Here is a 14,664-nt window from a genome sequence, read left to right on the forward strand (position 1 = left end):
AGGGACACGTCATGGATACCATCTCCCGCCGCTACCTGGCCTGGTTCTTTACCGTCGCCTTCTTCGTGCTGGCCCTCGTCTCGGCCATGAATTACCGCATCGATCCCTATCTGCTGCACCAGTGGGACACTCCCTTGCTGCAGCGCCTGCGCCCGACGAATGAAAAGCTGAGCGCCTGGGGCAAGACGTATGCCGTGGCCCGTTACCGGCCCAGCATCATCTACATCGGCAATTCGCGCACGGAAATGGGCTTGCCCACGCGCGCGCAAGCCACCTTCCCGGACAAGAGCGTGTTCAACAGCGCCGTCTCGGGCGCCTCGCTGGGCGACGCCATCCGCCTGGCCGAGCATGCGGCCAAGGTCAGCCGCATCGAAACCATGGTGTGGGGCGTCGACGCGCCCACCTTTTCCATGGACCTCGGTTCGGCCCGCGTGGAAGACGGCTTGACGGGCGACGACCACGGCTTTTTCGCGCGGCGCGCCTTGCTCAACCTGAAGCGGGGCTTGACGGTGGACATGACGCAGGACACCCTGCGCATCCTCAACGGCAGCTTCGGCGACGTCTGCCGCTCCAGCCTGGCCCTGTACGGGCAGCGCGACGAAACCTGCGTCATCAGCCGCATGAAGGGCTGGGGCGGCGCGGCCCATGCGATCCCGCTGCGGCTGCAGGAATTCGGCGATGGCGAAGGGCCGACGCCGCCATCCACGCCCGCGCTCGACGCCAGCGTCGGCAAGCTGTGCCGGGGCAGCATGCGGCTGCGCCTGTACATCAACCCCACGCACGCGCTGACGATGGATGTGCTGCACTGGCGCGGCAAGTGGGATGCCATGCAGGCCTGGCAGCGGGGCCTGGTGCAATTCGTCGAACGCCACCGCGCGGCGGGCTGCGACGTACGCCTGTACGATTTTTCCGGTTTCAACAGCGTCACGACGGACCCGATCCCGCTCGTCAGCGGCCGGGCCGAGATGCGCTATTACTGGGAAGTGTCGCATTACCGCGATAACGTGGGCCGCCTGATCCTGGCGCGCCTGTTTGGCGGCGACCTCGTGCCGCCGGCCGATTTCGGCGTCGAACTGACGAAGGCGAATATCGACGCCCACCACGCGGCCATGCGCGCCGCGCGCGACCGCTACCACGTCGAGCACGCGGAAGAGACGGCGTATGTGCAAAAGATACTCAACGGGCCGCGCATCCCGCATTGAGGCGGGGCGGCAGGGCGGGCATAAAGGCGAGCCGTGCCGATGCACTGTTCAGGCGTACGCAAGGGGCGGGACGGCTGCGCTATGATGGCGTTTTGCCATCCGGCATTGTTTTTCGCCGGTTCACTTGACAGGACGCCCCATGAAAATCGCCTTCTTCGCCAGCCAGCCCTACGACCGCCGTTTCTTCGATGAAGCCTTGCCGTCACAGCCGGACGCCGCCGGCATCGAACTGGTGTACCACAGCGCCTTGCTGAGCCAGGAAACCGTGGTGCTGGCGCAAGGCGCGCAAGCCGTCTGCGTCTTCGTCAACGACGTGCTCGACGCGCCCGTGCTGGAAGCCTTGCACGGCTACGGCGTGCGCGCCATCCTGCTGCGCTGCGCCGGCTACAACAACCTCGACCTGGAAGCGGCCAAGCGCCTTGGCCTGTTCGTCGCCCGCGTGCCCGCGTATTCGCCGGAAGCCGTGGCCGAATACACGCTGGCCCTCGTGCAGACCCTGAACCGCCACACGCACCGCGCGTATGCCCGCGTGCGCGAAGGCAATTTCTCGCTCGACGGCTTGCTCGGCTCCACCTTGCACGGCATGACGGTGGGCATCGTCGGCACGGGCAAGATCGGCCTGGCGACGGCGCGCATTTTCAAGGGATTCGGCTGCACGGTGCTGGGCCACGACCCGTTCCCGGCCCCCGCGTTCGCGGACCTGGGCACGATGGTGGAGTTGCCGCGGCTGCTGGCCGAGTCCGACATCGTCTCGCTGCATTGCCCGCTGATGGAGAGCACGCGCCACATGATCAGCGAAGCAACCTTGCCGCTGATGAAGAAGGGCGCCATGCTGGTGAATACCTCGCGCGGCGGCCTGATCGACACGGGCGCCGTCATCGAGGCGCTGAAATCGCGCCAGCTCGGCTCGCTGGCCATCGACGTCTATGAGCAGGAAAGCAACCTGTTCTTCCAGGACCGCTCGTCCGACATCATCGACGACGACATCTTCCAGCGCCTGATGACCTTCCCGAACGTGCTGGTGACGGGCCACCAGGGCTTCTTCACCATCGAGGCGCTGCGCGAAATCGCCGCCATCACTTACCACAACCTTGCGTGTTTCCGCCAGGACAAGGATTGCGCCAACAGCGTGCTGGCCGGCTGACGCCTATTTTGCCGTCCTGGCCGCGGCTGTCGCCTTGGCCGGCGCCTTCGGCTTCGGTGGCGGCTTCGGTTTCGGCAGCGGCAAGGCATCGGCCGTGCGCCGCGCCAGCTGGGAGAGCCAGTCGCGCTCGTCCCACAGTCCGCCGTCGATCAGGAAATACGGCTTGGCCTGCGGGTAGGGCGGCGCTTCCTGCAGCGCGCCCTGCGCGCTGATCCAGTCGCGCCCCGCATCCGTCGGCTTGATGAACAGCTGGTCGTCGGCGACGATGGCGAACATCTTGCCGTCGCAATACAGGCCGTACTCGCCAAACATTTTCTTCGCGCTGACGCCGCCCGCACCCGCCATCTGGTCGAGCAAAAAATCCACCGTGCCTTGCTGTGACGCCATGTCTGTCTCCCCGGTTCCAGATGCCAGTGTAGCGCAAGCCATGGCCGCGGGAGCCCCTTTTTTGCCGGCTATCCTGCCGCAGCGGTTACACTGCGCGCATTGATTATCTTGCATTGAATAGCCAGCCATGACAACCCACGCCATCAACCACCGCGGCATCACCATCACCACCCTGGCCGCCAGCGAGGACATCGCGCGCCATTGCGCACCGGGCCACACGGCCATCCGCCAGCAGGCCGACGGCTGGTGGCTGTATTTCGTCGATGACGATGGCGGCATCGACGGCTACGACAGCCCGTTCGCCAGCCACGCGGAAGCGCTGTGGGCGGCCAAGGCTGCCGCCGAGTTCAGCACGGAATGACGAACCGCCCCTGGGATATCCTCGGCCTGGCGCAGGCGCCCGTGCCCGAGGCGGAAAGCGCCGACTACGGCGCCGGCCGCGCCGAACTGCACGGCCTGCGGCTGGTCTTGCGGATTGCCAGGACGACGCCGACCAAGATCGGCCAGTTCTTCACCGTCTGGAAACGCCCCCATCCCGGCGCCGCGATCGCGCCGCTGGACGACGGCGACCCGGTCGATGCCGTCATCGTCGCCGTGGCTGACGGCGGGCGGCATGGTTACTTCATTTTTTCGCGTGCCGTGTTGCTGGAGCGGGGCGTCATGTCGCGCGCCGGCATGGGCGGCAAGCGCGCGTTGCGCGTGTATGCGCCGTGGTGTGTCCCGGCGTCAAGCCAGGCGCAGCGCACGCAGCGCTGGCAGGGGGCGTGTTTTGTGGCGGCAGGCGACCGCTCAGGGCTGGAAAAACAGCTGGAGAAACTGCCGGACGGCGCTGGCTGAGCGGCGTCCGGCGGCCAGCTTGCCGGTGCAGCCATGGGCAGACATTCGGCCGATGCTGCCGCCGCCAGCGGCGCCTCGGCCGGACGCGCAGCGAGGCAGCCATGCGGATGCCGATCAGATGCTGTCCAGATACAGCTGCGCATGGCAAGCACCGCGCCGCCCAGGCAGCCAGGGTGTGGCCATCTTGTTTCTGTATCCGTTCCTGAATGGCAGTCGCCCTATTTTTCCACCAGTTTGCCAATTGCGTTTTTCAACTGTAGCTTCAAGGTTTGGTCTTTGGTTTCCTTTTGCTGCGCTACCAGTACCGCTTTCAGCGCAGGATCGACTTCCACGGGTTTCGGCGAATTGGCCAGCGCCACGGCGACGCCCAACTGGTAGCGATAGGTACCTTGCGGTACTTTTTGAAGAAAAGTGGCAGTCTGGGAAAAGGAATTATCCTTTGCCAGCAGTTCGTTGAGGCGCACCCTTGCGTCGCGCCGAACGTAGGGATCGTTGGATTCAATGTCCGCCAGAATGCGCGCCTGTATGTCCTCGAACGCTATATTGCTCACGTTCAGCGGCAATGCCTTCAAATTTGCCGTTTTTAAATCGATATCCACTTTGGACGATAGTGGCGCAACCAGCGGGTAAATCTTGGCGATAATCTTTGCGTCTTTTTCCGAGATGACGAGGTTCTGCGTTGTATAACACTTGCTAGCGGTTCCATTGATAAGTATATCAGGCGGTAAAGAATAGAACATCACCGATTTTATGTCTTCTTCGCCGGCGACATAATCGGGATCTGTTTGACCGACAAAGCCCAGATTTCGCTTCACCTGCTCGGTTCCCCAGGAATTCGGCGGTTGTGCATAATAATCATAGGCATTGTTATCGCCTTCCCATCGAATTTCGGCCTGGCAGTTGAGCTTTGGATTGGACGCTTCATGAAGCAATCCGAGCGCATGGCCGAATTCGTGGCGGATCACCGCCTTATGAAACGGCTGCGCTTGTTCAGTCACGGTGCTGGAAGAGTACTTGGATTCGCTATATTGGCGGTTGAACCGTTCCAGATTCATCGTCGGCGCCATATTGTCTATCAGGCTCTCGGCATGCGTGCCTACTGCGGACCAGTAACCCTGGGAGGAAAACCCGACGCGGATCTGGAAATACCCGTTATTGGGCGCCAGACAGTTATACCAGCTGTCGGATGGTCCAAAATCAAACTTGGTGCTCGAATATGCATTCCATTCGCTTGCGACATTGCGGATCAGGCTGGCGACAGCCTTATTGCCTTGAAATAGGCATACGCGCAGCGTGCGTCCCGCATCCCATTTTCTTTCTCCTGCAACCATCTGGTCAAGCGAGTTTTTCTCGCCTTTTGTCGGCACAGTTGTATATAGATATAGCAAATGCTCGGGCAAGCTGTCGACCACCGTGACATGTTCCTGCGCCCCGGCGCAGGCCGGAATGGAAAGCAGAATAAGGGAAAGCCTGTTCAACTGTTTCATGGAACCTCCGGTTTATCACGATGGCAAACGCGTTAATTGAACTCGGGGAAGGGAAAGGCAAGGCCGGCATCGGCGGATGTCTTGTTCGCGTCAATCTTCGCGCGCGCCAGTTGAATGCGTATGCCCGTGCGCGCGGATTCTGGCTTGTCGAATGCTTCCTGCAGCTGGGCTTCAATCTGCTGCACATTCAGCATCGCGAGCTGATGGACGTTGCGCGCATCGCGTGCCTTCACGGCGGCGGCATCCGAGAGTTCATCGCGCCGGTCCGGATTGTACTTGTCGTTCAGTGCCGTCTTGATATCGCCTTTCTTTTTGTCGAAGATAGCGGCCAGTGACTGGGCAAACGCATTCGCTTCCGATGTCTCGACGACGCTGATCGACACGAAGGTTGCGCCTGTTGTCTTGATTGCCGGATCAGGAAGCGGACATGTGCCTGGATGATCTTGCATTGCTCCTGGACTCGTCGAGCAGTGGTTGCGGAAATAGGCGTCCGCCCATTGGTATCCCAGTTCCCTGGATCTGGCGTCAATGACCGTCGCCAGATGGCGTTTTGCAATATACACATTGATCGGGCAGCGATCATCGGCCAGCTTGTCCGCACCTTTGCCGGCTTTTTCGGAGTCCAGTGCCTTGCAGAATTTCTGAAGGGCTGCCTTGTATTCGGCGTCGTCGGCGATATCATCCCGTTTGACGGCGGTTCTTTGCGCCACGCGTTGTTTCAACAGCGCGTTGACCTCCTGTACCACAGCGCTGGCTTGTTTTTGCTCGGAAACGTCGGCGACAATTTTCGCATTGCTCGGCATTTTGGGAAGCATCGTCTCTTCCGGCCACTCCGGCGCCATCGATGTGCCTGAGCGGCCATCCCTGGTCCAGATACCCAGGGGCACATCATCAAACGCAAGGGTCGCCGCACCATATGACGCTCGCGAATCGGCATCCTTGAACGACAGGGCGATGACATAGCCGCGCTTATTTTTAAGGAAAAAGCCGTCCTGCAATCGGCGGTTGACGACCAGCAGCTGGGGGCCGAGATGCATGCCGGAATTCTGGTATCCGGGCCGCAGCTGAATTTCGAGATAGATATCAGGCGCACTGTTCTCAGGGATGTACTGCCGTGCATTTGAAAACCAGCCTGGAACCGCTGCCGAAGCGGCGTTTGCCGCCGCAGGCATGCTGGCTGGCTGATAGATAATCAGGCAGCCTGGTTTGCGATTGATCGACAAGTTGGCGTTGCTCGCCACTTTGTACATATCGAATGCTTTGCTGTCGGTGATCAGGGTCGCGGTCTTTGTCTTCGCTGCCTCGGCAATGGCGACGGAAGCCATGTCCACGCCAGCCGAAATTATTTCTGGAATCAGTATGGCAAGCAGGGGGCTGTCACTAATCTGGGATTGCTGATCGGGCGCCTGATTGGGGCAGTTATCAGTTAATTTCGATTTCAGCTCGCTGGCATTAATTGGCATGCTCAGGAAATATAGCAAAAGAGCTGAAAAAACAAATTGCCTGCTGATCTCAGTTTTCATTTTCAACTCCAAACGGGCAAGCGAAGGGTATGTTCGAAAACAAGAAAATACTACAATCCATGCTGCTAGCGTAATTGTTTTTCCAATCTGAAAATACTCACTTTGTCACATTTTGCATTTTTCAGCATGCCGTTCAAGTAAATAAATTCAATGAATTAATCTTATTAAAAAATCACCTTTCAATTTTTCATTTTCAATTAATGAAATTAATCCACTGTATATCGGGATGGTTATTGCCTGCCATGATGCATCCGTCGCCCGCAGGGGCCGGCATGGGAGGATTCTTGCCTGGGATGGCCTTTTCAGCTGGCATCGGCGTCGAAGCTTCAAAGCGCGAGATGGCAAGAGACGATCGTGGACAATCAATGCACCAAATGAATTGCCCGGTCGCGGCACAGCCGGTGCCGCGACACGGGGCAGACGCAGGCCGGCTGGTCCGGAGCTGGATTGGCGCGCGGGCGCCGACCGGGACGATCAGGCCATGTCAGGGATTGAGACGCCGCACCGCCGCCAGCTCCCGCTCCGCCGCCAGCACCGTCCCGATGATCAGCCGCTCCGCCTCCGTCCCGGCGGCATTGTCCTTGCCGCCCGCCAGCATGGCGTGCAGCGCCGGGTCGCCGCCCGTTGCGGCGAAGGCGCCGTCGTTGCCCAGGCTCAGGTACAGCGTGCCGGCCGCCGAGACGGCCGCCCACTGGAGCGGTGCCTTGCCGTGGTTTTGCTTGGCCACCAGCGCGATCTGCGGCGCCGGTTCGCCCAGCAGCGAGCGTCCCATGCTGGACAGCCGGTGTTCGAGGCCCAGCATCTGGAAGACGGTGGGGAAGATGTCGGCGTGCGAGGACAGCTGCGCCGACGTGCCGGCGGCGCTGCCCATGGCGCCCGGTGCGCAGATGGCCAGCGGCGTGCGGATCTGCGGCGCGTCCAGGGTCGAGGCGTGGCCCAGGCGTCCCGTTTCGAACATCTCTTCGCCATGGTCACCCGTGATGACGACGATGGTGTGCGCCAGGTCCACCTGTTGCAGCAGGGTCTTCAGCCACGCGTCGAGTTCGCCCAGCGTGTTGCGGTAGCGGTTGATGATGGCGCCGCGCTGCAGCGCCAGGTTGCTGTTCTGGAAATTGAAGCTGGATGGCGTTTCCGGCCGGTGCGTGGCGAAATTGGGCGCATGCAGGTAGGGGTAATGCGTGCCGTAGTAATGCGCGTGGATGAAGGCCGGCGCCGGATGGCGCAGGCGCGCGGCGATCGTATGGATGTTTTCCCAGTCAAACTGGTTGACGATTTCCGCCTGGTTGAAGCTGGCCAGGTAGCGCGGTATGGTGTTTTGCTGCGTCAGGTCGCTGACCACGCGCCCCGTGCGGTAGCCGAGCTGGCCCAGCGCCTGCACGTACGGCGACTGCCGCACGACGGCCGCGTGCTGGCGGTAGCCAGCGAAGAAGATGGCGGGGTCGCCATACAGCAGGCTCAAGATACCGAGTTCCGTCTGGTTTGCCCCCGAATAGTGGTTGGTGCCGACATAGCACTGCCGCTCCAGCGAGGAAAAATACGGCATCGCGTGCCGGTCGGCCAGGCCGGCGTTCCAGCTTTCGACGGTGAGGAACAGGATATCGGGCCGCGCGGCCGGCGCCGGCCCGCCCGTGTGGCGGGCGGGCAGCGCCACGGGTGCCAGCCGCGGCGACGCACCAGCCCTGCCGCGCGCGGCCTGCAGGCGCGCATTGAAGCGCACATAGGCCGATGGCAGGCGCGCCTCGCGCAGCCAGCGGTCCGCCGCCGAGATGTAATACGGATTGGCGTTGCCGGCGATGTCCCATACGGTGCGCGTGGTCTCGCTGCCGCGGCGCAGCATCGTCGTGGCTTGACCCAGCAGCGCCAGGAGCAGCAGCGCCGCCAGGGCGTGGCGGTGGGCGCAGGCCGCCTGCAAGCGCGCCAGCGCCCGGTGCGTGCCCGCATGGCGGCGCAGCTGGCGGTGCAGCGCATATACGAAGCCGATGACGGCGAGGTGCACGGCCGCGATCTTGCAGAAGCGGATAATGTCGTGCCGCTGGATGCCGAAGTGGTGGCGCCAGCTCTGCGTCAGGAACAGTTGCAGGTCGCCGAGGGTCGCATGCGATTTCGACATCGCATACCAGCCGATGTCCGCCTCCAGCGCGATCAGCGAGACGGCCGCGTAGACGAGGACGATGACGTCGCCCCAGCGCGCATGCAAGGCCCCCAGCAGCAGGGCGGCGAGCGCGAACAGCAACGCGCTGCACAGCGTGCAGGCGACCATCAGCGCCAGGTCGGCCAGCGCCGGCTGCGCGATGCCGAATGGCCCGTGCGACTGGAACAGGGGCCAGTACAGCCAGCGGAAGATCAGGTTGAATGCCAGCCAGGCGGTCAATCCCAGCACGAGGAACTGGTTGGCGCGGATGCGGTGGCGATCCATGGCGGCTACCTCAGGGTGGATTGCTGCGGTCTTTCGGAACGGATTTACGGCACCTTGCTGAGCACATAGCGGTACTTGCCCGACGCTTCGGCCGCGATCTCGTCGACTTCCTCGATGGCGATGTCCACCTGCGCGCCCAGCCTGGCCTGGAAGCCGGCCACGATGGCTGCGCGCGTGGCGTCGTCCAGCCGCGGCAGGCACACCAGCAGCACGCGCGTCTGCAGCAGGCTTTCCTGGATGATCTTGAAGCCGCGCACCTGCGGCAGTTCGCGCACGATGTAGACGAGGGCCAGGCCATGCATGACGCTGCCGTCGGCCGCCGTGAGGAAATCCGTGCTGCGGCCCTCGATTTTCTGCAGCAGCGGCAGGCCGCGCCCGCACGCGCACGGTGCGGTGCCCAGCGCGCCGACGTCGCCCGTGGCGTAGCGGATGAACGGGTAATCCTGCGTGGCCAGGTGCGTGACGACGATTTCGCCGGTGCCGCCGGCCGGCACGGGGCGTCCCTGCGCATCGACGATTTCGACGATGACGTCCTCGGCCGTGATGTGCATGCCGCCTTCCGGGCATTCGTGGGCGATGAAGCCGGCGTCGCGCCCGCCGTAGCCATTCGCCACGGGGCAGGCGAAGGCTGCGGCGATCTGCGCGCGCTGTTCGTCGTACAGGCGTTCGGACGTGACGAAGGCCACCTTCACGCCCAGGCCGTCGAGCGGCGCGTCGTGCGCGGCGGCGTGGCTGGCAATGCGGCACAGGGCCGACGGATAGCCGAACAGCATGCGCGGGCGCAGGCGGCGCAGTTGCGCGATGTAGCCGTCGATGCGCGCGGGCGACATGGCGAAGGCGGGCAGCAGGGTGGTGCGCAGCAGCGCGTCGCGCAGGCGGCGCAGGCGGTCCTGCGCGTGCAGTTCGATGGGCGAGCCCCATAGCACGGCTTCGCGGTCGCCGATGTCGACGCCCCACCAGCGCGTGGCGCGCCACTTGGCGGCGATGTCGTGGCTGACCCGGCGCCGCCCGAGGAAGAACAGCAGCGGCTCGCCGCTGGAGCCGCCCGTGGCGAACGGGCGCAGGCCTACGGCGCGCGCCGACTTGAAGCTGTCGCGCGCGCCGGCGATGTCGGCCTTGCGCAGCAGCGGCAGGCGCGCCAGGTCCGCCAGCTGGCCGACCTGGCTTGGCTCGAAGCCGCTGCGGGCAAACAGCGCGCGGTAATGCGGCACATGCTCGCCCGCGTGGCGCAGCAGCGCGCGCAGGCGCGCCAGCTGCCATTGCGCCAGTTGCTCCGCGCTCCACCACTGCGAGCGCTCCATGTGCCGCAGCAGGCGCGCGCTGTGGTGGCCCTTGAGCCATTCGTGCAGGGGAAACAGCCAGCGGGCGACGCAGCGCGTGTAGCCGCCAGGGCGCGGCGCGGCGCGGATGCGGCGGTAGTGCGTGGCCAGCAGCGGCTCCACCGCGCGCCAGTCGAAGTGGGCAGCGTGCGCCAGGCCCGCGTCGATCTGCGCGCGCGCCAGCCGCGGCGCGCGCAGCAGGTCCAGGATCGCCTGCGCCATGGCCGGCGCATCGCCGGGCGCCACCAGCCGCGCCGTGACGCCATGTTCCAGCAGCGCTGGGATGCCGCCGACGTTGGTGCTGACGACTGGCACGCCGCAAGCCAGCGCCTCGAGCACGGAAATGGGCATGTTGTCGGCCAGGCTGGGATTGAGGACGATGTCGCTGGCCCGGTACAGCGCCGGCATGGCGGCGTTGTCGACCTGGCCGGCGAAATCGACGGCGTCGTGCACGCCCAGCGCGCGGGCCAGGCGCGCCAGCGCCGCGCGCTGCGGCCCGCCGCCGGCCAGCACCAGGCGCGCCGCGGGAAACGCCTCGCGCACGATGGCAAGCGCGCGCACCGCGCTGGCGTTGTCGTACAGCGCTTCCAGGTGGCGCGCGACGAGGATGCGCGGTCCGTCTGGCGCCGGGCCGCGCGCGGGAGCGGGAACCGGCGCGGGAGCGAAGCGGGCCAGGTCCACCACGTTGGGCACGATGTGCGCCGTATGGCCATGCCGCTCGAAGACGCCGGCCAGGAAGGCCGACGGCACGACGATGGCGCTGGCGCGGCGCAGGCTGAGCGAGACCAGGCGCGGCGAGCGGGCCAGGAAGGCGGCCGCCTCGCCGCCCCGGTAATTGAGCAGCGCCGGCTTGCCTTTCAGGCTGGCGATCCATAGCGCGGGCGCCGCCTGCAAATGCCAGGACCAGCCGGAATTGGCCATGATGTGGAACAGGTCGACCGTATTGGCGGCGCGCCACAGCCGCCACAGGTGGATCGGCAGGCGCAGCGCGGCGCGCACGTAGCGGATGCGCGCCAGCCACGGCGGCAGGGCCGGCCCGTTGACGGCCAGCAGCTGCACGTGGGCGCCGTCAGCGCGCAGCAGCGCGGCCAGCTGGCGCGTCTGGTTGGCCATGCCGCCGGCCGGCGGCGGCAGCGGCCCCACCAGCGCGATGCGCAGGCCGGCCAGTTTCATGTCGGCCGCCCGGGCGCGGCCAGGCGCGCATACACGCCCGCATAGCGGCCCACGCTGTCGGGCCAGTTGCGCTGCGTTTCCACGAAGGCGCGCGCCTGGCGCCGCAGCGGCGTCCAGCTGTCGGGCGTCAGCAGCAGCGTGAGTATCGTCTGCGCCAGCGCCTGCGCATCGCCGGCGCGGAACAGCAGGCCCGTCTTGCCATGCTCGACCAGCTCGCGGTGGCCGCCCACGTCGGACGCCACCACGAGCCGCCCCTGCGCCATCGCCTCCAGCGGTTTGAGCGGCGTCACCAGTTCCGTCAGGCGCATGGCCAGGCGCGGATAGACGCAGATGTCGAGCAACTGATAATACGCGGCCACCTGCGCATGCGGCACGCGGCCGGCGAACACGACGGCGCCGCCGATGCCCAGTTGCGCGGCCAGGACCCGCAGCGCCGCTTCCTGCGGGCCGCCGCCGGCCAGCAGCAGGCGCAGGGCCGGCTGCGCCGCCAGCATGCGCGGCATGGCGCGCAGCAGCAGCGCCAGTCCCTCGTACGCATAGAACGAGCCGATGAAGCCGATGACGAGGTGGCCATGCAGGCCCAGGGTATGCGCGAGCCAGGGATCGGCGGGCGCCGTGGCGCTGAAGGCGGCGCTGTCGACGGCGTTCGGGATGACGGTGATTTTCTCGGCCGGCACGCCGCGCGCGCGCAGTTCGCGCCGCAAGCCGTCGCAGATGGTGGTGACGGCGTCGGCGCGCCGCAGCGCATGGGTTTCCAGCGCCCGCGTGAGCCGGTAGCGCACGCCGCCGGCCGGGCTGGTGCCGTGGTCGGCCGCCGCGTCCTCCCACAGGGCGCGCACCTCGTAGACGACGGGGATGCCCAGCGCGCGGCCCACGTACAGGGCGGCGATGGCGTTGAGCACGGGCGAGTGCGCGTGCAGGATATCGGGCCGCAGGCCGCGCGCCAGCGCGTGCAGCCGCTGCGCCAGGCCGGCGATGACGGCCACCTGGCGCAGCACGGGCAGGCGCGTCCACCAGCGCCGGCTGGGCGGCGTGCGGTAGAAATGCCAGCCGTCGACCAGCTGCTGCGCGGCTGGCGTCGGCCCCTGCCTGGCGCTCGTCAGCTGCGTCGTCTGCCAGCCCAGCGCGCGCTGCTGCCGCAGGATGGCCAGGGTGCGGAAGGTGTAGCCGCTGTGCAGCGGCAGCGAGTGGTCGAGGATGTGCAGGATGCGCATGGCTTACTCCATCGCCACGGCCGGCACGGGCGCCGGCGCCGCCGGCATCTGCAGCGGCAGCACCTGGCGCAGGAAGGCTTCGAACATCAGCAGCGACCAGAGCGGCGCGCTGTAGTCGCGCCGTCCGGACGCGTGCTGTTCCAGCAGCACGCGCACGTAATCCATGTCGAACAGGCCGCACTGCGCCAGCGTTGGCCCCAGCAGCCGCTGTTGCAGGCGCTGGCGCAGCGGGCCGCGCAGCCAGGCGGCCAGCGGCACGGAAAAGCCCATCTTCCGGCGGTACAGCAGTTCATCGGGCAGGAGCGGGCGCAGGGCTTTTTTGAGCAGGTACTTGCCCTCGCCGCGGTGCAGTTTCCACTGCGGCGGCAGGCCCGACATCCACGCCACGAGTTCGTGGTCGAGCAGCGGCGAGCGCACTTCCAGCGCATGCGCCATGCTGGCGCGGTCCACCTTGGTGAGGATGTCGCCGGGCAGGTAGGTTTTCAGGTCCAGGTACTGCACCTGCGACAGCGCGTCCTGCGCGGGACTGGCCAGCGCGTGCCGGCGCAGCACTTCGACGGCGCGGTAGCCCTGCAGGCCGCGCCGCAGCTCGGGGCTGAACAGGCGCGCGCGCATGGCGTCGCCGAGCAGGCTGACGCCGTGAAAGTAGGCGTCCGTCGTGTCGCGCGCCAGGCCTTCGAACGTGGTCTTGGCGCGCAGGAAGCGCGGCGCCCAGTCGGCCTTCGGATACAGCCGCCCCAGGGTGCCGAACAGCGACTGGCGCAGGCCTGCCGGCAGCAGCGGGTCCATCGCCTTGCGCACGCGTTCCTCGCGCGTGTGCAGGCGGTAGCGCCGGTAGCCGGCCAGGCTTTCGTCGCCGCCGTCGCCCGACAGGGCCACCGTGACGCGCTCGCGCGCCAGCTGGCACACGCGCCAGGTGGGCATGGCCGAACTGTCGGCGAACGGTTCGTCATACAGCCTGGCCAGCAGGTCGATCAGTTCGAAATCGTCCTGCTCGACCTGGCGCGCGTGGTGGAAGGTGCCGTAGCGGCGCGCCACCATGTCCGCGTAGCGCGCCTCGTTCCAGGCCGGGTCGCCGAACGAGATCGAGCAGGTGTTGACGGGCGTGGCGCTGGCCCCGGCCATCAGCGCGACGACGGCGCTGGAATCGACGCCGCCCGACAGAAAGGCGCCCAGCGGCACCTCGGCCACCATGCGGATGCGCACGGCCTCGCGCAGGCGCGCCAGCAGTTCGTCGGCGGCCTGCGCCTCGCTGGCCGGCGCATGCGGCACGAAGGGGATGTCCCAGTACGGCTGCGGCGCGGGCAGCGGCTGACCGGCGCGGATGGAGAGGGTATGACCGGGCGGCAGCTTGCGCGCGTGGCGGAAGATGCTGCGCGGCTCGGGCACGTAGCCATACGCGAAATACTCCTCCACCGCCAGCGGGTCGATATCGCGCGGCATGGCCGGATGCGCGAGCAGGGCTTTCAGTTCGGAGCCGAACAGCACGGTGCCGTCGCTGGCCTCGCCGTAATACAGCGGTTTCACGCCGAGCCGGTCGCGCGCCAGGAACAGCAGGTGGCGCCGGCGGTCCCACAGGGCGAAGGCGAACATGCCGCGCAAGCGCTGCACGCACTGTTCGCCCCATTGTTCCCAGGCATGGACGATGACTTCCGTGTCGCTGCTGGTGCGGAACGGGTGGCCGAACTGGCGCAGCTCGGCCATCAGGGCGCGATAGTTGTAGATTTCGCCATTGAAGACGATGGCGATGCTGCGGTCGGCGTTGAACAGCGGCTGCTGGCCGCCCGCCAGGTCGATCACGGACAGGCGCCGGTGTCCGAGGCCGAGGCCCGGTTCACGGTGCAAGCCGCCTTCATCGGGGCCGCGGTGGCGCAGGCTCTGGGTCATGCGCGCGAGCAGGGCCGGATCGACGTCGCGCTGGCCCTGCAGATCGAAGATGCCGGTGATGCCGCACATGGCTGG

Annotated in this window: 11 protein-coding genes; 4 read left to right on the forward strand and 7 right to left on the reverse strand. The window is 66.0% G+C overall.

Annotated elements, in window-relative coordinates; translation table 11 throughout:
- Window positions 1–11 precede the first annotated feature (11 nt).
- Together AC1RDJ_RS16450 and AC1RDJ_RS16455 are read left to right on the forward strand one after the other, a co-directional pair.
- On the forward strand, window positions 12–1,202 hold the full coding sequence (locus tag AC1RDJ_RS16450; protein ID WP_071323703.1) for a hypothetical protein: 1,191 nt from the start codon (window positions 12–14) through the stop codon (window positions 1,200–1,202).
- A 139-nt stretch (window positions 1,203–1,341) separates the two neighbouring features.
- The gene (locus tag AC1RDJ_RS16455; protein WP_071323702.1) at window positions 1,342–2,346 is read left to right on the forward strand and encodes a 2-hydroxyacid dehydrogenase; all 1,005 of its coding nucleotides are present in this window, start codon (window positions 1,342–1,344) and stop codon (window positions 2,344–2,346) included.
- 3 nt (window positions 2,347–2,349) lie between these two features.
- On the opposite strand, the gene AC1RDJ_RS16460 is transcribed toward AC1RDJ_RS16455, so the two are convergent.
- Complete coding sequence (locus tag AC1RDJ_RS16460; RefSeq protein WP_493028114.1) at window positions 2,350–2,733, reverse strand: TfoX/Sxy family protein; 384 nt, start codon at window positions 2,731–2,733, stop codon at window positions 2,350–2,352.
- A gap of 127 nt (window positions 2,734–2,860) precedes the next feature.
- Here AC1RDJ_RS16460 and AC1RDJ_RS16465 point away from each other — a divergent pair, with 127 nt between their 5' ends.
- A complete protein-coding gene (locus AC1RDJ_RS16465; RefSeq protein WP_071323700.1) occupies window positions 2,861–3,094 on the forward strand; it encodes a hypothetical protein in 234 nt (77 codons plus the stop codon).
- A complete protein-coding gene (locus tag AC1RDJ_RS16470) occupies window positions 3,091–3,570 on the forward strand; it encodes a MepB family protein (protein WP_493028116.1) in 480 nt (159 codons plus the stop codon). Before AC1RDJ_RS16465 ends, AC1RDJ_RS16470 begins: the two co-directional genes overlap by 4 nt.
- A 218-nt stretch (window positions 3,571–3,788) precedes the next feature.
- Here the strand turns inward: AC1RDJ_RS16470 and AC1RDJ_RS16475 are convergent, their stop codons facing one another.
- From AC1RDJ_RS16475 to AC1RDJ_RS16500, 6 genes are all read right to left on the reverse strand, one after another.
- Window positions 3,789–5,057 (reverse strand): zinc metalloprotease, encoded by a 1,269-nt coding sequence (locus tag AC1RDJ_RS16475; protein ID WP_493028117.1) that lies wholly within the window; start codon window positions 5,055–5,057, stop codon window positions 3,789–3,791.
- Window positions 5,058–5,089: 32 nt separating this feature from the next.
- Window positions 5,090–6,580: a hypothetical protein gene (locus AC1RDJ_RS16480; RefSeq protein ID WP_493028119.1), complete on the reverse strand. Its 1,491-nt coding sequence runs from the start codon at window positions 6,578–6,580 to the stop codon at window positions 5,090–5,092.
- A 484-nt stretch (window positions 6,581–7,064) separates the two neighbouring features.
- Complete coding sequence (locus AC1RDJ_RS16485; RefSeq protein ID WP_493028120.1) at window positions 7,065–8,996, reverse strand: sulfatase-like hydrolase/transferase; 1,932 nt, start codon at window positions 8,994–8,996, stop codon at window positions 7,065–7,067.
- A gap of 44 nt (window positions 8,997–9,040) precedes the next feature.
- Entirely contained in the window at window positions 9,041–11,488 is a 2,448-nt protein-coding gene (locus AC1RDJ_RS16490) for a glycosyltransferase (RefSeq protein ID WP_493028121.1), read from the reverse strand.
- Entirely contained in the window at window positions 11,485–12,702 is a 1,218-nt protein-coding gene (locus AC1RDJ_RS16495; RefSeq protein WP_493028122.1) for a TIGR04063 family PEP-CTERM/XrtA system glycosyltransferase, read from the reverse strand. The genes AC1RDJ_RS16490 and AC1RDJ_RS16495 overlap by 4 nt, the downstream gene beginning before the upstream one ends.
- A gap of 3 nt (window positions 12,703–12,705) precedes the next feature.
- Window positions 12,706–14,658 carry an XrtA/PEP-CTERM system amidotransferase gene (locus tag AC1RDJ_RS16500; protein WP_493028123.1) on the reverse strand — a complete coding sequence of 651 codons (1,953 nt, stop codon included), beginning with the start codon at window positions 14,656–14,658 and terminating at the stop codon, window positions 12,706–12,708.
- Window positions 14,659–14,664: the final 6 nt, after the last annotated feature.

It is taken from the genome of Janthinobacterium sp. GW822-FHT07H10 (genome assembly GCF_058798675.1).

What these genes read in the sequence shown, in the direction of transcription:
- AC1RDJ_RS16455 (WP_071323702.1), top strand. Translation starts at nt 1,342, where the DNA reads ATGAAAATCGCCTTCTTCGCCAGCCAGCCCTACGACCGCCGTTTCTTC.
- AC1RDJ_RS16475 (WP_493028117.1), bottom strand. Translation starts at nt 5,057, where the DNA reads ATGAAACAGTTGAACAGGCTTTCCCTTATTCTGCTTTCCATTCCGGCC.
- AC1RDJ_RS16495 (WP_493028122.1), bottom strand. Translation starts at nt 12,702, where the DNA reads ATGCGCATCCTGCACATCCTCGACCACTCGCTGCCGCTGCACAGCGGC.
- AC1RDJ_RS16450 (WP_071323703.1), top strand. Translation starts at nt 12, where the DNA reads ATGGATACCATCTCCCGCCGCTACCTGGCCTGGTTCTTTACCGTCGCC.
- AC1RDJ_RS16485 (WP_493028120.1), bottom strand. Translation starts at nt 8,996, where the DNA reads ATGGATCGCCACCGCATCCGCGCCAACCAGTTCCTCGTGCTGGGATTG.
- AC1RDJ_RS16460 (WP_493028114.1), bottom strand. Translation starts at nt 2,733, where the DNA reads ATGGCGTCACAGCAAGGCACGGTGGATTTTTTGCTCGACCAGATGGCG.
- AC1RDJ_RS16500 (WP_493028123.1), bottom strand. Translation starts at nt 14,658, where the DNA reads ATGTGCGGCATCACCGGCATCTTCGATCTGCAGGGCCAGCGCGACGTC.
- AC1RDJ_RS16465 (WP_071323700.1), top strand. Translation starts at nt 2,861, where the DNA reads ATGACAACCCACGCCATCAACCACCGCGGCATCACCATCACCACCCTG.
- AC1RDJ_RS16490 (WP_493028121.1), bottom strand. Translation starts at nt 11,488, where the DNA reads ATGAAACTGGCCGGCCTGCGCATCGCGCTGGTGGGGCCGCTGCCGCCG.
- AC1RDJ_RS16480 (WP_493028119.1), bottom strand. Translation starts at nt 6,580, where the DNA reads ATGAAAACTGAGATCAGCAGGCAATTTGTTTTTTCAGCTCTTTTGCTA.
- AC1RDJ_RS16470 (WP_493028116.1), top strand. Translation starts at nt 3,091, where the DNA reads ATGACGAACCGCCCCTGGGATATCCTCGGCCTGGCGCAGGCGCCCGTG.